At 44.3% G+C, this 20,714-nt stretch carries 19 protein-coding genes; 14 read left to right on the forward strand and 5 right to left on the reverse strand.

All coding sequences use genetic code 11. The annotated features are described in order from the left end of the window. Window positions 1-389: 389 nt before the first annotated feature. The 4 genes from EL645_RS33090 (at window position 390) to EL645_RS33105 (ending at window position 8,021) form a co-directional block, all read left to right on the forward strand. On the forward strand, window positions 390-3,203 hold the full coding sequence (locus EL645_RS33090) for a helix-turn-helix domain-containing protein (RefSeq protein WP_126556730.1): 2,814 nt from the start codon (window positions 390-392) through the stop codon (window positions 3,201-3,203). Then, on the forward strand, window positions 3,193-4,554 hold the full coding sequence (locus EL645_RS33095) for an NAD(P)/FAD-dependent oxidoreductase (RefSeq protein ID WP_246035655.1): 1,362 nt from the start codon (window positions 3,193-3,195) through the stop codon (window positions 4,552-4,554). The genes EL645_RS33090 and EL645_RS33095 overlap by 11 nt, the downstream gene beginning before the upstream one ends. A 496-nt stretch (window positions 4,555-5,050) precedes the next feature. Continuing rightward, window positions 5,051-7,390, forward strand: coding sequence for a TIR domain-containing protein (locus tag EL645_RS33100; RefSeq protein ID WP_126556731.1), 2,340 nt, complete (start codon window positions 5,051-5,053; stop codon window positions 7,388-7,390). A gap of 256 nt (window positions 7,391-7,646) precedes the next feature. After that, window positions 7,647-8,021, forward strand: coding sequence for a hypothetical protein (locus EL645_RS33105; RefSeq protein WP_126556732.1), 375 nt, complete (start codon window positions 7,647-7,649; stop codon window positions 8,019-8,021). 134 nt (window positions 8,022-8,155) lie between these two features. On the opposite strand, the gene EL645_RS33110 is transcribed toward EL645_RS33105, so the two are convergent. The 4 genes from EL645_RS33110 to EL645_RS33125 all read right to left on the reverse strand — a co-directional run bounded on the left by EL645_RS33110 (window position 8,156) and on the right by EL645_RS33125 (window position 11,177). Next, the gene (locus EL645_RS33110) at window positions 8,156-9,502 is read right to left on the reverse strand and encodes a cytochrome P450 (protein ID WP_126556733.1); all 1,347 of its coding nucleotides are present in this window, start codon (window positions 9,500-9,502) and stop codon (window positions 8,156-8,158) included. Between the two features lie 127 nt (window positions 9,503-9,629). Beyond that, window positions 9,630-10,109, reverse strand: a complete 480-nt coding sequence (locus EL645_RS40300) for a hypothetical protein (RefSeq protein WP_174845328.1) — start codon at window positions 10,107-10,109, stop codon at window positions 9,630-9,632. 382 nt (window positions 10,110-10,491) lie between these two features. Beyond that, window positions 10,492-10,959 (reverse strand): hypothetical protein, encoded by a 468-nt coding sequence (locus tag EL645_RS33120; protein WP_126556734.1) that lies wholly within the window; start codon window positions 10,957-10,959, stop codon window positions 10,492-10,494. A 5-nt stretch (window positions 10,960-10,964) separates the two neighbouring features. Further along, window positions 10,965-11,177 (reverse strand): hypothetical protein, encoded by a 213-nt coding sequence (locus tag EL645_RS33125; RefSeq protein ID WP_126556735.1) that lies wholly within the window; start codon window positions 11,175-11,177, stop codon window positions 10,965-10,967. A gap of 172 nt (window positions 11,178-11,349) precedes the next feature. Here EL645_RS33125 and EL645_RS33130 point away from each other — a divergent pair, with 172 nt between their 5' ends. From EL645_RS33130 to EL645_RS46005, 6 genes are all read left to right on the forward strand, one after another. Then, a complete protein-coding gene (locus EL645_RS33130) occupies window positions 11,350-11,574 on the forward strand; it encodes a helix-turn-helix domain-containing protein (RefSeq protein WP_126556736.1) in 225 nt (74 codons plus the stop codon). A 526-nt stretch (window positions 11,575-12,100) separates the two neighbouring features. Then, window positions 12,101-13,165, forward strand: a complete 1,065-nt coding sequence (locus tag EL645_RS41715; RefSeq protein WP_126556737.1) for an ABC transporter ATP-binding protein — start codon at window positions 12,101-12,103, stop codon at window positions 13,163-13,165. After that, window positions 13,162-13,584, forward strand: coding sequence for an ATP-binding cassette domain-containing protein (locus EL645_RS41720; RefSeq protein ID WP_218032167.1), 423 nt, complete (start codon window positions 13,162-13,164; stop codon window positions 13,582-13,584). The genes EL645_RS41715 and EL645_RS41720 overlap by 4 nt, the downstream gene beginning before the upstream one ends. 14 nt (window positions 13,585-13,598) lie before the next feature. Beyond that, complete coding sequence (locus EL645_RS41725) at window positions 13,599-13,868, forward strand: hypothetical protein (RefSeq protein WP_246035656.1); 270 nt, start codon at window positions 13,599-13,601, stop codon at window positions 13,866-13,868. A gap of 716 nt (window positions 13,869-14,584) precedes the next feature. Continuing rightward, window positions 14,585-15,214, forward strand: a complete 630-nt coding sequence (locus tag EL645_RS33145; RefSeq protein ID WP_161977899.1) for an oxygenase MpaB family protein — start codon at window positions 14,585-14,587, stop codon at window positions 15,212-15,214. Continuing rightward, window positions 15,118-15,492, forward strand: coding sequence for an oxygenase MpaB family protein (locus EL645_RS46005; RefSeq protein WP_371865840.1), 375 nt, complete (start codon window positions 15,118-15,120; stop codon window positions 15,490-15,492). Before EL645_RS33145 ends, EL645_RS46005 begins: the two co-directional genes overlap by 97 nt. A 406-nt stretch (window positions 15,493-15,898) precedes the next feature. Here EL645_RS46005 and EL645_RS40365 read toward each other — a convergent pair whose 3' ends face one another. Continuing rightward, window positions 15,899-16,264 carry a helix-turn-helix domain-containing protein gene (locus tag EL645_RS40365; protein ID WP_176599847.1) on the reverse strand — a complete coding sequence of 122 codons (366 nt, stop codon included), beginning with the start codon at window positions 16,262-16,264 and terminating at the stop codon, window positions 15,899-15,901. Between the two features lie 352 nt (window positions 16,265-16,616). Between EL645_RS40365 and EL645_RS33160 the strand changes: the two genes are divergently transcribed. The 4 genes from EL645_RS33160 (at window position 16,617) to EL645_RS33175 (ending at window position 20,703) form a co-directional block, all read left to right on the forward strand. After that, complete coding sequence (locus EL645_RS33160; protein ID WP_126556740.1) at window positions 16,617-17,279, forward strand: hypothetical protein; 663 nt, start codon at window positions 16,617-16,619, stop codon at window positions 17,277-17,279. A 427-nt stretch (window positions 17,280-17,706) separates the two neighbouring features. Then, the gene (locus EL645_RS33165) at window positions 17,707-19,089 is read left to right on the forward strand and encodes a hypothetical protein (RefSeq protein ID WP_136625339.1); all 1,383 of its coding nucleotides are present in this window, start codon (window positions 17,707-17,709) and stop codon (window positions 19,087-19,089) included. Next, window positions 19,089-19,880, forward strand: a complete 792-nt coding sequence (locus tag EL645_RS33170; RefSeq protein WP_126556742.1) for an ATP-binding protein — start codon at window positions 19,089-19,091, stop codon at window positions 19,878-19,880. Before EL645_RS33165 ends, EL645_RS33170 begins: the two co-directional genes overlap by 1 nt. Window positions 19,881-20,433: 553 nt before the next feature. Then, window positions 20,434-20,703 carry a helix-turn-helix domain-containing protein gene (locus tag EL645_RS33175; protein ID WP_126556743.1) on the forward strand — a complete coding sequence of 90 codons (270 nt, stop codon included), beginning with the start codon at window positions 20,434-20,436 and terminating at the stop codon, window positions 20,701-20,703. Window positions 20,704-20,714: the final 11 nt, after the last annotated feature.

Consider the following 20,714-nt stretch of genomic DNA (forward strand, 5'->3'; position numbering starts at 1 on the left):
ATCCAGAAAGTGAGCAACATTGAACCATCAAATAGTATTGGCAAAGATTTTGTGAAAAACATCTTTGGCTGATGATGAATAAGCCTCAGTTTTGTAAGACACAGGAATAAATGAGATCAAGAGTATGGCCATCTGATGAAGTAGATAAAGTATTTATCGAATTTGATAAACACAGAAAGACAGTGCCTATGAGTGAAGGCCCGATAAACAAGCCATATTATGCCTACTTTTGAACTGTGAGTACTAGACACACTACCTACACAATTGCCACAATCAACAAAAATAGATAGAATTATTGATGAAATTTATATTTATGGTATTGGTAAATATAAATTTTTATTGAATAAATTGTGCAGAAATGCTTTTGTAGGTGGTTGTGGAATTATAAAATGAATGATGGAAAGAACATAAATGAGGCATTACGACGCTCGCGGGTGGAACATGGCTGGACACAAAAAGATCTGGCGGATGCACTTGGAGTTGCAGAGGCAACGGTACGAAGTTGGGAACATCGAAAACGCTCACCCGGGCCTGATTTGCTTGTTCGTTTGAGCCGTGTGTTAAAAAAATCTCCGGAGGAGCTAGGATTATATCCTTTCCCACAAACAACCGCAGAGATAGATACATCGCCAAACGATGATGACACATCATCATTCTCAGACATTGAGATTGTAACAGAAGCAGAACATCATCCATTCATACATAGAGCCCCATTCATGGTGTTTCAGCATAGCGACACAGATGAAAATCGTTACCGCATGCTGAAGCGTGTGCAAACACGCTGGATTACAGGTGTACTGGATCATATTGCAAGTCATTCATTAATCTCACTTGACCTACAAATACGATCAGATGCAGTCGCAAAGCTATGGAACACAGATATCCTGGAGGATCACCCAGCGCCACCTGAAGTGACAAGTAAATGCATCGCTGAAGTCTATGATGAAGCGGATAGAGAATTACTTATCCTGGGTGAACCGGGCTCCGGAAAAACAACGCTACTGCTAGAACTAACAAGCGATCTCATCAAATGTGCTCAAGTTGACGAAAAGCAACCAATTCCAGTCATTTTTCATTTGTCATCCTGGGCAAATAAGCAACTTCCATTAGACCAATGGTTGGAGGAAGAATTAAATACGAAATATCTAGTACCCATCCGATTGGCAAAGAAATGGATTTCGGGAGATAAAGTAGTTACGTTGCTCGACGGATTGGATGAGGTCAATGAAGAAGTGCGCGCAAACTGTATTGCAGCCATCAATGCTTATCGGGAGGATCATGGGTTTGTCTCAATGGTAGTCTGCTGCCGCTCTACAGTCTATGCCAGCCTGCCTTCTCAACTTGTATTAAATACTGCGGTAGAAGTTCAGCCACTAACAATCCAGAAGATTGATGATTATGTTGCAAGAGGAGGTCCCTCCCTGGCAGCGATGCGCCAGGCACTTCAAACGGATCCAGCATTGCAGGAAATGGCTTCAACTCCTTTCATGCTCAATGTGCTAGCAACAGTCCATCAGGATCTGACAGATGAAGAAGTGCAAACGATGGCAAATATGGAGGAACGTCGCAACAAAATATTCGAGACATATGTGAAACGCTTACTTCAACGCCAGGCCTCACCACTGTATACACAGGAACAGATACAACGCTGGCTATCCTGGCTCGCGCAACAGATGGCCACACGCAATCAAACTGAATTTTATCTCGAACACATACAACCTGACTGGTTAAAGGAACCAACCTCTATCAAGTATCGCAACGCTGTAATACGCGTCATCTTTGGAGTAAATTTAGCTCTCGATGGAGGTCTCTTTGCCTGTTTCCGTGGAGACTCTGAGCCAGGTCAACTGGGATTATTTTACTGGCTAGGTGGCAAAGGCCTCGGCAACACTATTCTGGGCTGGATGGCTCAAGGTATCGGTGGAGGATTACATGGGGGCACCAGTATGGGGCTAATTTTATATGTTGTCGAGGCAATTGTGGTGTTAATTGCAGGGAAAAAAGCGGTCTCCTCTCTTTCACTCACTTCCCTACGCCAGGGATTGATGAGTGGACTGCGCAGTGCACTCATTTTCGGGAGCGTGGTTGCGGTATTTGCTGCCTTGGTCTTTGGCCTCGCAAATGGCTGGTATTTTGGCATCTATCATGGATTGGCTATTGGCTTGTTTGAGGGCATCCTGGTTGGATCGGTCGTTGGACTTCTGGCTGCACTAAGATCAGAGCAAGAGGATATATATGAGCAACACCAAAAAGATCAATCACGATGGACACGCTGGAAACAGCGTATCCTGAAAGAGAAGCGGTCTCCTATGGATCGCATCATCAATTTTGCACTCTTTACCGTCTGTGAAACGATTGGCATGGCAACCATTTACTCTCTCCAGGCAGGAGCCATCACTCAACATATTCTCACAGATGCATTCGTCGTTGGCGTTGGTTCAGGTCTCATTTTTGGATTGGGTACCGGCACTGATTTGCTCCCAGGACTGGGCAGGATAATTGAGCCTACCGAGAGTGTGGTATGGAGTTGGTCTACGATGATCAAAAATAGCGGCGCCATTCTCAAAAAAGGTATTTTACTAGCTCTTGCCATTGCATTGCCAATCATCATAACCCTGGGAGCAGTCAGCTCATTTTTTAATGGGGTCTCTTACGGATGGAGGTACGGAATAATATATGGCGCTATTGTTGGTGCCGTCAATGGCCTTGCGAGTATATTGGTAGGCATTTTAAATAGTGGCTGGTCGTCAGAACGGCTCTCAGATGACCAACGCCAATCAATTACGCAACCCAATATTGGCATTCGCAATTCGATCAAACATGGACTTCTCGCCGCAGGCTCTATGGGTCCAGTGGGTGGGATTCTAGGTGGTGTGTGTTGTGGTCTCTTTTTCTGGCTGGCGGGAGTTCCTGGCTGGCGCACATTACTGCTCGGATTCATATTGGTCTATAGTGTGCTCTTTGGCTTCCGCTTCTGGATCGCTTATGGAGGACGAGCCTTTATTGAGCACATCATCTTACGTTGGTACCTTCGCAGAACTGGTGTGATACCAAAGAAATATACTCTCTTCTTGAACTATGCGGCAGAGCGAGCGCTATTACGTAAAGTTGGAGGAGGCTATATGTTTTCACATCGCTTGCTATTAGAATATTTTGCACGGCTATCTGATCACACTCATCAAAGTACTACAGGTGAAAAATAGAGAAGAAAATATGCATAACAGACAAGAAACACATGCTATCGTTATCGGAGGCGGTATTGCTGGATTACTAACAACCCGCGTTCTACTAAAGCACTTTGATCAGGTAACACTTATTGAGAGAGACCATTATCCTCAAGAACCTGTTTTTCGGCCTGGTGTACCGCAGGGACGACAGGGACATACATTGCTCCTGCAAGGACAACACATTATTGAAGCATTATTTCCTGGGATCCAGGAGAAATTGATTGCGCACGGGGCAATCGACCATAATTATGGCAGCGGCACCTTATATTACTATGGCGAACGATGTCCACGGCTTGCGCCTACAATATGGGGACAGGGCTGGAATAGCACCCGCCTACTCCTGGAATGGCAGATCCATCAGGAATTGATGATATATGATCACTTGCACATCATGGAAGGGTTTGAAGTCGTTCATCTGCTCTTCGATCAAAGCAAAGAAACGGTCTGCGGTGTGCAGTTCCGAGAACGGAACCATAATAAGCCCGAAGACAATATACTCCAGGAACTCAAAGCAGATTTAGTTGTCGATGCCAGCGGCTCTACATCACATGCTCCAGAGTGGCTGAAAGACTTAGGATATGAAACCCCGCAAGAGACCGAAATCAATACGCATCTCGGCTATGCAACGCGCTTATATGAACCACCTGGGACACACCAGGAAGACTGGTGGAAATTCATCGCCATTCAAAGCACCCAAAGTAAACGTGGTGGTGTTTTAATGGATGTTGAAGGCGGAAAATGGTTAGTCATCCTGGCTGGTTCCCAAAAAGATTATCCACCGACACAAGATACAGAATACCTGGAATTTGCACACAGCTTACCCGACCAGGTACTATACGAAAGCATCAAAAATGCTCGCCCTATCTCTCCTATCTATGGATACCGCCGTACAGCCAATCGTATGCGGCACTTCGAACGTCTGAAGCGCCAGCCGGAAAACTTCATCGTAATCGGAGATGGAGTGTGCAGCTTTAACCCCATCTATGGTCAAGGCATGACCGTAGCGGCCCTGGAAGCACAAGCGCTTGATACTAGCCTGCCTTCATGGCAACGCAAACGCAAAGGATTTGCCCATCAATTTCAACGAAAAATAGCCCGTTTATTAGTCTCACCCTGGCTCCTTGCAACCGTTGCCGATGTACCCGCTTCCGAAAAACAGGGAGTTATAGCAAAATTATCACAATGGTATTTGGACCGCTTAATCATGCTTTTACCACGTGATCCCTATGCTTTACGTGCTTTTTTAAAGGTACTGCACATGGTAAAAACACCACTTGCATTGGCACACCCAAGAATCATCGCCAAAATACTTTTGCAAAAAGGCTAAATCCACCAAGAGATGTGCTAATAAATTGGCGATCATTATCTCCATATAGCTAAATTATACCTTTTTAGGGCTACTTAAGCATAAGTATTGCCAGGATCATTAATTAACAGTCCTAACAAGGTATTTTTCAAGAACCAAAAACTTCAAATACACTATATACACATATAATTAGCTTTCATAATTTGATTTATATAAGAGTGTTCTTTAAACTGAATTATAATCTTTGTCCTTATGCCATATATCTAGCGCCCAATAGATGCGAACTTTATATTTATAATTAACTATCCCAGGAGCACAATACATTAACTTCTGCTAAGGCAAGTAAAGCTTAAAAATATGGGGACTAGCTATGCCACATGATGGATTGGCTTTTATTAAAAATTTCAAGCTCTTGTCAATTTAATAAGAAATAAATGAACGAGATCTTAAAGATATGCTCCCTGCCCCAAGCCTATGGAAATAAATAATTTCGTCACTTTCTCAATAGGAGGAAAAAATGGTTGAGGCTATTAAGCTGGTCTATTCTTCAGCATCTATTGATGATACTTTTCGTGAACAGCTTTCGGCGCAGCTCCATCCGCTTGTTCAACAAGGAGTACTAGCTGAGTGGTATGAACAACTCATTCCTCCGGGTGCATTAATAGATCAGGAACGCCATAAGGCCTGGCATTCGGCCGATATTATTCTCCTCTTGCTCAGTGCTGATTATTTTCTTTCCACAAACTATGAAGATCTGGAAATACAGCAGGCGTTAGAACGACATAGATTGGGTCAAACACTCATCATTCCCATCCTCATCCGTCCTTGTGATTGGCAATCAACTGATGTGGCTCATCTACAATGTTTGCCGCGCAATGAGAAACCTGTAACCCTATGGGATAATCGCGATGAAGCGCTCCTCTCTATTGTCCAAGAACTTCGCCACTTTATTACTACTCGGCAATCTTCTAGCATCCCTCTTACCCCTGTTCAGAGAACCAATCGCCAACGCCTTCTCAAACGCGTACGCACGATCTGGATTGAAGGTTTACTGGAGCAGTCGTTGCATCATGCAGTCTGGATTGATTTACATTTGCAGAAGCAACCAGACGCTTTAGAGCGTTCCTGGGGCTTGATGGTACAAGAACTTGATCGTGGTCCTCGCCCTCTACCTCCAGGAACCAGTATCATACAAGTATTTGATGAAGCCGATGAAGAACTACTCATCCTTGGCGAACCAGGCTCAGGAAAGACCACGCTGCTCTTGTATCTTGCACGCACGCTACTGGATCACGCTGACGCTGATGAAAATCGCAGAATGCCTGTCATTTTTAACCTTTCATCCTGGTCACAGCAACAGCTTCCACTGGATAAGTGGCTGGTTGAGGAATTAAAGATCCGCTATCAGGTACCACAACACATCGGGCAAGCATGGGTCGAAAGGAACCAGATTTTTCCCCTGCTCGATGGTCTTGATGAAGTTGCAGAGTCTGCTCGCATAGCTTGTGTTCAAGCAATTACAGACTATACACAACGAGATCTCGATCACACTCCCTTGATCCTGTGTTGTCGTACTGATGAGTATCAGGCGCTCTCCATTCCTCCTCCTATTTACTATGCTATTATGTTGCTTCCATTTACCGACGAGCAAATGGAAGCCTATCTTTCCAGTGTTTCTGGTCCTATCGATGCTCTTCGGCAAGCACTACGCGAAGATCAAGAGCTATTAGAGTTGGCACGCCGCCCCCTCATGCTCTCTATCTTCACCCAGGCATATTATGACGATACCTCGATTGACCTGCCAGTACCCAAACAAGATTATCCATATGCCCTCTTTAAACATTATGTAAAACATATGCTTACACGGAGAGCGCGAGTACAACAAGCAACAGAGGAACAGATGTATCGCTGGCTGACCTACTTTGCGACCCAACTGTATCATCAACAACAAACTATGTTTGCCGTCGAAGAACTTCAACCTTTCTGGCTCCCACAGCGCTCTCGCTTCTGGTATCGTTGGAGCATGCCTTTTGTGTATGCGCTAACTTTTGGCCTCATCCTCGGCCCGGTTTTTGGCCTCTCATTCGGATTAGTCTATGGACTCATCTCAGGAAGCACCACTAAATTATTATTTGGAGTTATCTTTGGACTCATTGTCGGTATTATTGGAGGCCTAATTGGTGGGCTCGTCTTCGGAGTGACATTCAAATACCATCAGACGATTCAACCCGCAGAGATCACAGTCTGGTCATGGGTATCTGCCAGGGAAGGTGTTCGCATATGGGCTCTAGGAGGGCTTGCTGTCGGTATCGCTGCAGGAATAGCTGGAGGATTCCTGGTTGGGCCAACTGGAGGCATTGCAGTAGGATTGGCCGCAGTTATAGTAGTGAGTTTGGTTGGTGGTTTAATCGGAGGATTACCACCTATGCAACTCCCAGAAAAATTCTCACTCTCTCCTAACGAAGGCATCTGGCGTTCTGGGAAACGTGGGTTCCTCTTTGTCCTGCTCGCAATCCTGCTCTTTGGGCTAGCTGGCGGTGTTATTTTCGGTCTATTTGGTGCCTCTATTGTAACCCTGACATATGGATTGATCTTAGGACTTGTCCTTGGATCAGTTGGAGGCCTAATTTTCGGACTCGCTTTTGGCCTGATCGGTGGTCGAACAGGATTCGCTGCCTTTATACAGCACTTCGTTTTACGCTTCTTTCTGTGGCGGCTCAATCTACTTCCATGGAATCTTATTGCTTTTCTCGATGAGGCAACAGCGCGCCTCCTTTTACGCAAAGTAGGAGGAAGTTATATCTTCGTCCATCGCCTATTACGTGACGTCCTAGCTACTCAGAAAAATGAAATGTGATCGCATAAATTGTTCATTACACATCCAATTCATTTTAATCGCCATGATAGACAATCACTACACCAAATTCAAATTCACCTTCTTACTATCATATTGCATTACTGCCATATTATTACAAAATAGAGCTTTAATTAATATTGATATCCAAAAGTAATACTTTGCACTTTATTAAGCGCTTAATATTCATATCATCATTTATACTAAAAATAACAATAGTAATTCTTTTAGAACAGGCTCTATTAGGAGGTTATATTGTATGCAGCCGCCAAATTGGAATGAGCAAAATTCTCAACCTTATATTCCGTTTCCTCAACAACAGCAATATTGGCAAAATCCCCAACCCTATGCTCAGCCTCCACAACAGCAATATTGGCAAAATCAACCAAATGTAATAAATCAGTATTATTTGAATCCTCCCCCGGATTACACGTGGAAAGCTTTTTTGATTTTATTTCTCTATATGTTGGGTTACTTTCCTGGGCTGATTATTAATCTCGTTGTATTGGTTGCAGCACTAGGCACTAAAGCACAATATGGAAAAGCGCCTGGGTTGGGATGCTTATTTCTTACATTAATTACGCCTCCGTCGCTTCTTATACTAGCATATCTATTACTTAGATTCATGCTATAGTGTGCATGCTATACTTTTCTTCCTTGTAACTTGAGTGCCTCATTCCTAATAATTTGATAGAGTAGATACTCTGTCTGTTTTACTAGGGGATTTGATAAGTACAAAACACAGAACTATTGATGCAAAAAACCTATTTATCGTTGCCGTACGCGCATAAGAATTTGTCCTTTTGGTCTAAGAGTTAATAATGGCTCTGGCTCAATTGGTCCAGAGCCAACGAACTCAAAGGTCAGGCGCTGTGCCATTGTTGCAAGTAGTAAGTGGCCTTCGAGCAGGGCAAAGTGCATGCCAAGGCATATATGAGAACCTGTACCGAAAGGGATATAGGAGTATCGCACAAGCTTCTTTTCTTGCAGGGGATCAAAGCGCTCGGGGTCAAAACGCTCGGGATCAAGAAAGTATTTTGAGCGTCTGTGTAAGGTATAGGGACTGATAACGACTGATGTCCCTTTGGGAATGTAATAATTTCCAAGCCGGACAGGAACAACAGCCCCTCTGGTAAATGCATATACTGGTGGATAAAGACGCAAGGTTTCTTTAAAGACCTGTAACGAATATGGCAGATTGGGTAAGTCTGCCATCGTTGGCAAGCGACCAGCAAGGACACGATCACCCTCTTCTCTCATCCGTGCATAGATCTCAGGATGTTGAGAAAGAAGATACCAACACCAGGTCAGCGCGGTCGCCGTTGTCTCGTGACCGGCAACGAATAAAGAGAGTATCTCATTACGTGCCTGCTGATTACTTAGCATGGTAGAATCTGCTTCATCCTGTGCATGAAGCAGATTAGAGAGAAAATCGCCACGATTCACTCCGCTTTGTCGTCGTTCTTCGATCATGCGGTAGATAGTTGCATTCACTCGATTAATGGCTTGATGAGCACGTCGATTCTGAGGAGTCGGCCAGGATTGGGGTAAACGTAGAGGATTAGTCACTGCATCCGCAAAATGACGAAATGTGTACGTCAAAACCTCGCCTAATTCACGCTCTTCGCCAAGCACATCTGCATCAAAAAGAACTTTGCTAATAATCCATAAGGTGAGACGCATCATCTCATCGGCAAGGTTGATCGTTTCTCCTGCTTTCCATGTTTCTTGCAAGCGTGAAGTACAGTCAGTCATAATCTCAGCATAGTGCAAAACTCGGCTATGCTGGAAATGAGGAGCAAGGATTCTCCGTTGACGAAGGTGCTCTTCTCCATCACTCAAGAATACACCATTGCCCAGAACAGGAGTTCCCAGAGCGCGAACCGTTTTTGTTCTCGCGAAGGCTGCCGCCTGATCCACCAGAGCCTGGTGAATAAGTTCGGGTGAGTTTAAGACAGGAACCATACGTGGCCCAAAGTGGAATGCCCCAATATCCCCAAACTCCTGGCTAATACGCATTAAAAGTTCGACGCGCTCTTTACGTAGAGCGAAAACGTTCCCTAAGAGAGGTAATCCAGGGAGACTTGGGATAGGCATGTGTGTCTTAGATGGCATAGAGAGCACAAATTTCACTTTTGCACAAGGACAAAATACAAAAAATAATTTGTATCAAAAAGATACTGGAAATAAACTTCTGACCAATACATAATATGAGCGCTTTTCTATCCAATAACCTGATGCCTTATGTATGCATCATTACTTCGCCATGGTTATACTGAGCAGTATCCCAATCCAACACATCAGCCAGCGATTGTCGAAATACATCCAGTGCCTGTTCACGCTCCACCTCATTCGGCATGACTGTGTTTCTCCATATTAGCATAATCTCTACCTGCCCTGGAATGGTTTTACTTCTCACAATATAGCGCACAACCGTACCAGGAAAGACATGTTGACCGCTATGCCTTATCTCTTCTAGTCGTTGCGCTAACTGCTTCTCCCGATGAAGGTGTATCTGAACGGAAATAAATGTCATAAACTGGGTATTCTCAAGGGAGGATATTCGCCAGGAGAGCACGTTTTTACGGGGGCGTCCAACGATCTTCCTCTCAAAAGTTTTCACCTTCTCCAAAGGGATCATGAGAACATCGGCTGCCCGAACTGCTGGGAGTCGTTTCATTTCAATATATAGGCGAACACGGCGCTCAGAGATGCCTAGCATCTTAGCAGCCTCCCTTGTGGAGACATAGCCGGGGAGATCAGGAATTTCATCAGTCATGGATGTAGTGTATTTGGAGGAACTCTTTCTTGAAAAATTCCATGAAGGGATCATTAAAAAATGGTCTAAGCATAGCATAGTTATTCATATCGACATATCTGCACAGCATCTGACCATTAATAAAAGACCAAAACACAAGCTATGTTATCCATAGAATATTAGTGAGGTAATTAGTAAGATGATGTGAAACATAGCCAGGAAACTGATGAAGATTGCTTTGAGGGAGTGTTGCTAAAGCGCAAGGAGGAAGTGGGGTGCTAAAGAAAGACTGTAGAGGTTATAAATTGCGGTCTTTTCAGCACCCTTATTTTCAGTTGTATATCATCTATTCTACAGGTACCAGACTTTCTTCTTTTTGGATATGTCCAGGAATAGAGATATCTCCTATCATAAAACCGTCTGGGCAGGCAGTGTAGAAGTGATGTGGTAGATGTGGAAGCTGTTCAAGCCACTTCCTGGCCAAATCTTTGGCATGTTGCTGGTCACGTGCATAGACAAAGTGGTATGAGTCGCTTAGAGATTCATGTATATCCAAACTGGCACGTATAATCCAGAGGATTTGATATTCTTCCCACACCACAATATCTATATATTCTAACGATAGTTCTAAACCGATATACTGCGCCAAAGTAGCGACAATCGTCACTGCTTCACTACGGTAAATAGGCCGGCGTAAGAGTGCATGATACACGGTTTTGGTCTCTAGTCCTGCAAGTATCGCAAGAGTAGAGATATCAAAAAAATGATATGCCCTAACCTGCTCTAAAGTAGGTTTCGTTTTTCTCTCTTCCATGATCACTATCCGATCGCTTGAATATATACCTCAACAGCGATTTTTGCTGCCTCTTGCTCGCCTACAATAACTGCTAATTGCTCCTGTATGTTTCCAATCGAGTTGTACTGATTATTGATAATGTCGTGTGAGGCAGTGGCTCTAAAACTGTTCATTGCATGCTTCATGGCCTCACATTCCATTTCTATCCGCTTCCTCAAAAATGCGACTTCACTCAAGAGAAGCTCCTTTCTAGTCGATACAATGAATAAGCATTTTCAACATTACAATGATAGCATTACAATGCATAACATTACAATGCTATCCCTTAAACCTTATCGTTATTACCATATTCTGCTAATCCGTTCGCTCTGATACACTGACTTTGAATGAACACATAGGAGCGTTATAATGTTGCGTCTCAGAGTAAAAGAGGTGGCGGAAGAAAAGGGGATAAACATAGCTAAGCTGGCAAGAAAGGCCGATTTAGATAATCGGACTGTGTATCGCATCGTACACGATCCGTTTGCTGAGATTACGACAGTTACACTTGGACGATTAGCTGAAGCGTTAGAAGTGTCTGTAAAAGATTTAGTAGAAGATGCTCCTGGTCATTCCTCTAAGGACCAGCTCTAAACATCTTCCTGTTCACAATTGCTCAAGCACACTTACTTACGGTGCCTCAGCAAACAGGTGAGATCACTCTTCGATGTAGCTTTTACAGCTAGATAGTTTACTCAAGTCGATGGTCATACTAACATTTCTCCAATTAAACCAGTAGCATATAAACGCTCAATGGCCAACTCCCTATTCATAATTATTACGTGAGCAATCTGCTTCACATCTGGGGCATCAGCAAAGAAGAGTGTCAATAACAATGAGATTTACACATAGCTCGAAACAAAATGCTCCTTCTAAAAGGATTTTGTGAATATCTTTGAAAAATCTCCTCTCCCAAAGCCAGGAAATCCCGGTTTTGGGTGTATAATAGATGCCTCGCTACCCAAACTCCAACCCCCAAACGATATTTTCCGCTCATACGCTCAATGTAGCATCATCGTGTGCTCTTTACTCTCCCAATAGATGTTTTACAAGGCTTGTCTACTATTACGGGTTTGGGCGGTGTGGCACTCTCTGTTTGTATGCTTGAAGGAGGAAACTCGTGCCGCGTATCATCTCATCAAACGAACTTCCTGCAACTGGGAACTTCATTCGTATTCTCCAGGCCTTTCGTCCGTACTGGTGGCGTGTGCTTCTGATCACTGTCATAATCCTGATGAATTCCACTCTTGGCACCGCTGTTGTCCCCGAAGTCACGAAAATGATCATTGACCAGGCTTTGCCGCGCAAAGATCTTACATTGCTGGCTTGGCTAGTGCTTGCGCTGATCGCCCTGCCAATATGTACTGGCCTCGTCAGCATTGCTCTGGATTACTTGAAAGTCACCCTGGCTCAGTATGTCATGCACAACTTGCGCATTGGTCTGTATGCTCATCTTCAAGCCGTTGCCCTGCGCTTCTACACGACCGAGCGCACCGGTGAGATCATCTCGCGCCTGACCAACGATGTCAACGGAGTGAGTGATGTGCTCAGCAATGCTCTGAGCGAGACGCTCTCCAACTCCATCGCGATGCTGACGACGCTGGTTGTGATGTTGAGTTTCAATGTGCCACTGACGCTCCTTTCTCTCGGCCTGACACCGCTCTTTGTCTATCTGGCTTTGCATGTGGGTTCGGTCGTGCGAGGCGCAAGCAAAGAGACGCAGCAGACGTTGGCCGATGTCTTGTCTGTGTTTGAGGAGACACTCAATGTCAGCGGCACACTTCTTGTGAAGAGTTTCGGCAGGCAACGAGCCGAGACAACACGTTTGAGAGCGACAAGTGAAAGACTTGTAACCGTACAGGTCCGCCAGACGATGATCGGGCGCTGGTTCCTCTTGAGCTTCCACATCTTTTTCAATATTGCTCCAGCCCTGGTCTACTATGCTGGAGGACTTCAGGTTATTGGTGGCCGCCTCAGCCTTGGTTCACTGGTCGCCTTTATCGCTCTGCAAAGCCAGTTCTTTCCTACATTGCGCCAATTGCTCGGCATTCCTCTCGACATCCAATCAGCACTCGCCTCTTCGAGCGCCTTTTTGCGTACCTTGATCTCCCAATCGAGATCGCAGACCGTTCCGATGCCAGAGCGCTTGAGCATGTCACCGGGCATGTTCGCTTCCATCATGTGAGTTTCCAGTATCACCCCGAGCGACCAACGTTGATTGACGTCGATTTCGCAATTCAACCAGGACAACTCGTCGCCCTGGTTGGTCCGAGCGGCGCAGGCAAGACCACTGCGGCCTCCTTGTTGCCCAGGTTCTACGATGTGGAGCAAGGCGCTGTAGAGATCGATGGTCATGATGTACGCTCCGTGACGCAGGAGAGCCTGCTCCAGCATATCGGTCTAGTGACACAGGAAACTTACCTGTTGAACACGACAATCCGCGAGAATATCGCCTACGGACAACCCGACGCTACTGACGAGGAGGTGTTTGCCGCCGCGCAGGCCGCTCAGATCCACGAACGCATTCTGCAACTGCCCAACGGCTACGAGACAGTGGTAGGCCACGCGGTTACGTTCTCTCTGGCGGCGAGAAGCAGCGCGTAGCAATTGCCCGTGTCTTGCTGAAAAATCCGCGCATCTTGATTCTGGATGAGGCGACGAGCTCCCTCGATACGCGCTCCGAGCGCCTGATTCAAGCAGCGCTCGCGGAACTCCAGATGGGGCGCACAACGCTGGCGATTGCTCACCGCCTCTCGACGATTCTCTCCGCCGACCAGATCTTGGTCATGAACGCTGGACGTATCGTCGAGCGCGGAACGCACGCTGAACTCCTCCAGCAAGGGGGTCTCTATTTCCAATTCTATGATGAGCAATTGAAATCGCGCTAAGACATGCCGAATCTCTTCTGCCAAAACATGTAGATCTCATTGTTATTGACACTCTTCTTTGCTGATGCCCCAGATGTGAAGCGGTTTGCTCACGTAAGTTAATACCAGTGCTCACATTGGAGGGTAAGCGCTTACGTGGGAGGGCCAAATCTGCCCGCTTGTTTTTTGCCCGGCGGTAGATCGTTCTACACGAATAAACCTATTTCGTAGAAGGATCTTGTGAAGTTGGAAGTAAAGCATATAATGCTCACTCAAAGGAATGAGGGCTAACAACTATCGAGATGACAGAGGGAGTGCTCACTCTCACAGCTATTTCTACGCAAGCCCATCCGGCTTGTCCCACCTCCTTCATGTATCAGCCAAAGCCCAGTCACAATGAATAATCAAGCCGAGCAATTCCATGCTATAATTTATTGAGATGGATCAAAGAAATCCATCATTCTAATTGCATACGATATATTTATCTCAATTATCCATATCATAAAAAACAGAAAACATACGATTGATATGGGCAAAATATGAGCAGTCATATGGCCATATCTCAAGGATAGTTACATGGATACGCAGCAACCATTATTTTCAAACCAGGATTTTATTCCTCCCTCCAGTCTCATCAATTTACAACAGGCCCAACAACGGTTTGGGAATCAAAAATACAACTCCTCGTTGAGTTAATGTATACTGGTGACGCTCGTGCTGATGCTGTGATCAAGGAAATGGAAGAACTCGGTACTGAAGCACGAGAGAAACTCAATCGTGGGATCAGTCATGGCCTTAAGACGGTAGATCATCCCTCACCTGCTATCCAGGCATTTCTTGAAGACATAGAGCGTTATCCCAACTGGGTCGAGATGGAACGTTTGCAGCGCGGCTCGGAAGCATTTTTATCTATTGGAAGTACCTGGCTCACCCTATCACTTGGTCCAGGATCCCTAACCCACACCTACAGTTCTCCTTCTATTGCCAGTGTCCTGGTAAAGACTGGAAACCTGACGAAAATGGCACAACGTCGCCTCCTCGAAACTGGAACCTGGAATATCGCATCCATACTACCAGGTGGCTTGCTAAGAGGTGCGGATGGATACATTCACAATGTCCAGGTCCGCTTACTCCATGCCCGCGTGCGCAAGACACTCCTCCAACGCCACTGGGATCAAAACGCTATGGGAACGCCAATCAATCAAGTTGAAATGACCCGCACCTGGCTCGACTTCACCTATGTTCCCTTCAGCGCACTGCACAAATTTGGATTACATTCACCGATCATGAGCTCTCAGATCTCTATCACTTCTGGCAATATATCGCCTACCTGCTCGGTATTGATGAGCGTCTCTATCGCGAAGTAATAGACCAAAAGAGCGCCCAGGAAATACTAGAGCTTATTGATAGCACAACAGAAGGGGCAAGCCAGGATTCAAAGGTCCTGGTACAAGCTATGCTTGAAGCCATTACTGGCATCCTTCAACCCAGCCTTAAGCTTCCTCCAGCAACCATTTTCAATCTGGTAAGCGCAATCACACGCCATCTGCATGGAAACGTGCTAGCTGACCAATTAGACATCAAGAAAACCTGGATCAGTAATTATCACTTGCAGCGATTACCTATCTCGTGCCCAACGTCCTGAATTCGTCGAATCCTATGCAGAAACAAACGCATCGAAGCGTTACACGTAAAAATATTTCCAAAAAGTCGCCTCCTTATGAAGGTCCAACAATACCTCAACCGTACGCGAACGTTTCTATCCAGGAAGATTACCCCAGACACTGACAAACAATAAAATGAACTCAGAAAAAAGTACTACACTTTTACCCTTACCGACGGTAATTACATATCTACAACCCCTTAAGCGAAGAAAATTAAATAACCATTTCCGCGCGGGGAGGGTGGACTGGCGTTAAGCCCGTAAGTTCAGGTAACTTCTCCTTTGAGCATTAAATATAACCAAGGTTTTTTTTTTGTTTTTTTTTTTTTTTGTTTTTTTTTTTATTCTTTTTTTTATCTTTTTTTTTTTTTGAGAATTTTTTTTTTTTTTATTTTTTTTTTTTTTTTTTTTTTTTTTTATATTTTTTTTTTTTTTTTTCTTTGTTTTGTGCGACGCGGAGAATTGAAAGATGGGAGCCCGATTTTTTTAATTTTCTGCGCACGTTTCCTATATGTTTATTCAACGCTTCTCTGTTCCACATATCAAGCTCACTATGAAAAATATCTTCGACTAATTCTTTATCAGAGACTGGACGCTCGGTTAATAGATACCTCATCAGGTGATATTCAATGGGGGTAAAACGGATTTGCCTCCCATTAAAAATGATCACTCGGACTTCATGTAGAAGATGTACTGTCAGATTATGAAATGTACAGACGCTGTTATGAACCATGGACATTTTTTCTTCACCCACTTTTCGTACTACGCTGTTTTTCTCCAGCTAAGACGTTCTTCATATGTATGAACTATGCCAGTTTGAGGTTCTCTTGAACAGATACAGCGCCTATACAACGCCCATACAGAACCATGACATTTCCGTATATGGCTGTATAGGTGAGCTCAAAAATAATCGATGGATTATCTCAATAAAGTAAAGATAATGTCAGACGAAGTTCTCAGATCTATTGAAACCAATAATGTTCTTTCTTGGAGGGGATGTATAATCAAATGATTATATGGCTGAGCCAGGAGAGGCTTAGGAGAGATTATCACGCGCGCTTATTAAATCATGCATCCATACATGAGAGACAGAAGGAGTCACACACGTGCCAGAATATGCGCAAGTTCAAACATATGTTAGATGTGACAAGAATACGTTTCCAGAAGTTGTCCATCAGTTCCGGCAAGTCTTAGAACACGTACATTGTATTTCTCCAGGAATTCTTGACTGGCTCTCACACCTGAACTGGCCATCCTGGGAACAGGGTTACGCAAACAATGCTCCAACTATCATGCTCCAATCACAAGCAGGCGTGTTTCTCGCACGCCCCTATGTATACTTCCCTCAATCCGATGAAGAAGAGAAGTGGGCCGGTTGGGTGGAATTAGCAATTCTTTTTGAAGCCGAATCCTTACAAGAAGTTACGATACCTGCTGAACCGTATAAAGTGCATGCAGGACAGTTCATATGGAATATTCTCAAAGCATTTTCACTAGCTTTTCTTGAAAACGGTATATATTTTACTGATGAGCTTCAAGACGGTCTAGGAGCAGAGATGGTAATGGAAAACAAGGAGAGTTTTTGGTGCTCCGCTGATCCCAATTCCATTTATCCTCTGTTCGATGCTGCACTTCTCTCGGTGGAGTTGGTGAGTCGTTTTCAGCCTATTCCCGAAATATTTGAGCAAGTTTATCTACCGGGAGCGATAGGTGTGGCTGTGAAAGGCCGCTTCCTCACTCTCCCTTGGAATGTATCACCTTCAGTTTGACAAGGGCGTTTTTCTTGTTTTCTACTTCTGCTTACGCCAGATAGAGACACACAGTAAACATTACACCTGATAATACATTAACATAAGTAACTCCCATAATCTTCTTCTTATGGTTTCCCAAAGTTCCCACTTTGCCTCCCCAAAAACGCAATTACAGTGAACTGTATAGGTATTGTGTAGGTACTGTATAGGTTCTGTATCTGTACAAACAAGCTCAAAATCGGCATAGTACATACAAGCAGTTGCTTAGCTCGCTGAAATAATCACTGCCGTTATTTACAGACTAAGGAAAGAAGCCAATGGTAAAACAGACGCATCCAATCTATTTATATGCTCATCCATATGTCCGCACAACAGTTGCTTCAGATAAAAATGAAACCTGCCATCTTCTTATGGATTTAGGAGGGCAACAATCATGAAGTGGTGTGTGCAATTTCCAGTAGAAGATATTTTGATTAAACGGCCTTGTTTACGGAAAGCATGCGTTGGTAACAAAGCAGCCTCGACATTACTGAGTTTTTTGCTTTATCAGGTAAGCATCAATCAGGAGTTTAAAAAGCATATGGAAGAGAGCCTTCGTCCATTTACGACCTATGAAGGGCCAAAGGGTCAGGAAGAAGATTTTACCCTTTACAAAACACAGAGCGAAATAGTGGCTCAAATGGATAATGAAATCAGTGATCGTACGTTACGCGATACAGCTATTCCTCTACTTGTGGCATTGGGTTATATCGATGTCGATGAGTCCGAAAAAACGAATCGCTATACACTGTATCCTGCAAAAATTCAAGCGGGCATTAATAATCCTCCAACAAAACAGGAAATTCTTCCGATACTACAGCACTTGATTGAAAGGGGAAATATTTCTGATAAATATAGGAAATACTTCCGGCGTTTGTCGGAAATGCTTCTGACAAATGACGGAAATAGTGCCGATGATAAAAACAACAACCGTAGAGCCTCTAGAGCCAATCGAAAACCTTATAGTTCAACAGACAAGAATAGAAAGAGTTTTAAAGATACTAAAAAGAGAGTAACAGTAGCTGCTACAGACACTGATAAAAATCAAATTGAGATGGCCATTACACCCACCATCCCCATAGTATCTCCGGAAGCTTCACTCAATGATAGCCAGAACAAATCACCTCAGCGCACTATAAACACTCCTGATATGGATGCATCTGAAACCATCACAACAATCATTCAAATGGTTGAACACCTGCGAGGTCGATGTTTTCAGGAATTGGAACGTCACCAACAAGCACGTGCGGCGGCGATCATTATGAAATTGCGGCCAGCATTAAGCCTCAAGGATATTGAAAAAGCCTGGCTCCATGGTTCAGATGAGTATTGGAAGAAAAATCATGATCCATTAGGAATGAAGGTTACTGATCTGGCTCACCATAACAGCCATGGGAAACGCCGTATCATTGCCACCCTGGAGCATAAACGGCATCAGGAACTCATACAAAAGCAAGTATCGCGTCCAACCCTACCTTCGAGGCTAGAGGTTGATGGACAACATAGCAAATCTACATCCATGTCAGAGCAAGCAAATCCTAAATCAATAATGACTGAGCAAGAGGCGATCCAGCTCGCGGCACAAATAAAACAAGATGGCCAGAAACATGAATACAAACTGCAGGCTCGTAGCTCCTGGACACATGACAGGTGGCTCGTAGAAGCGCAACTTGACCAACATATTTTTACAATCCACAGCCAGGCGGAATGGTCTAAAAAACTTGCAGAGGTACATGAGATTCTGCAACTGAAGAAAAAGTTAAATCCCATCGGAAAGGATACGATTTAATGGATCGCATCACAAACTGGATACAGATAACGCAGAGAGAGATGGAGCATCAGAGAAAGGCTCACGCCAAACAGCCAACGATGACAAAAGAATGCAGTAACTCACAACCATGTCCCGTTTGCAAAGGTGCTGGCTATCTCCGTGTAGAGGTTCCTGTTGGGCATCCCCAATTTGGCAAACCATTTCCCTGTCAATGCAGTATTGAGCAGATACAACAGCATAAGCAACAAAAGCTCATCAAGCTATCGGGCATAGATACCTTAGAGTGTTTTCGTGCCGCCTCATTTGAGACCTACAATCCTTTTATTCAGGGTGTTCGCCAAGCGTATATGCAAGCATTTGAGTTTGCCTGTCAGCCAAAGGGATGGTTGATACTGGTTGGTGAATATGGATGTGGGAAAACGCATCTGGCAGTTTCCATTGCCAAGAAACAAATCGAAGCAGGAAACCTGGTATTATTTCAAGTCGTTCCTCGCTTGCTCGATTATTTACGTGCAGCATTTTCTCCAAACGCTGAACAAGACTATGATGAGCGTTTTCAACAACTGTGTAATACCGATCTACTTATTCTAGATGACTTTGGCACCCAGAATAATACGCCATGGGCAGCGGACAAATTATTCCAGTTGCTCAATCATCGCTACAATGCCCAGGCTCCAACGGTGATTACGATGAACGCCGCTAGTTGGGAACAGGTGGAAGCTCGTCTTCATTCACGTTTTAATGACAAACACCTTGTCCACCTGATCAAAATGGATCACGCACAAGATTACCGAATTCATGGGCAATAACCTCACAGAGAGCACTCTTCATACATTTGTACGTACAACTCTCTTCGTGTAGAGAGAAGATTTTGGGGAAGACAAAAGAAAACCTTCTCATCATTTATGGTATCAGGGGTGCTATTCTTGCTGCATAGAAGCAAGCAGACATTTATTACATAGAAATGGTAATGACAATGGCCACGATGACAAAATATATTTTGCGGAATGATCTTTCGATTGTATGTCGTGATACGTATGGCAAATTACTCTGCAACGAACATATTGTTCCGCTCACTCCGACTGAGTATCGGCTCTGTAGTCTCTTTCTCAAAAAACGAGAGCATCAGATATCTTTTCAGACAGATACGTTTGTTTTCCCTTACATCCTGCGATCGGATCTACAAAAGTGGGCTGGGATTCCAAATAAGCAGTTGTTACGCAAGCATATCAGCAATGCGAACTCTAAGCTTGCTCCTCATCATTTACATATCAAGTCATTTGAGCAAGGGTATGTGCTTATTAATCAACAGGTGTTCATAGCAACTGGCGTGAATCAATAAGCCTCAGAGGAGATCGCACCATGCCATATACAACATCACGAGTTGTAAGCTCTCAGAAACGTTTTGCGACACGAGGGACAAACAAAAAAGAGCTTCCAGAACCTCTTTCACCTCCACCTGAGGCCTTAATTGATACGCAAGAATTACTTCAGTTCCTGAAGCTTGGCAAAACAAAGATTTCTGAGCTTATCAATCAGGAAGGGCTGCCCGTCCATAAATTTGGCAACACCTATAGGTTTGATCGGAACGAAGTATGGCAATGGCTTCAAAATCGTCGGCAAATACTGTAAAATAGATATAT

The sequence above is a fragment of the Dictyobacter kobayashii genome, assembly GCF_003967555.1.
Lineage (GTDB): Bacteria > Chloroflexota > Ktedonobacteria > Ktedonobacterales > Ktedonobacteraceae > Dictyobacter > Dictyobacter kobayashii.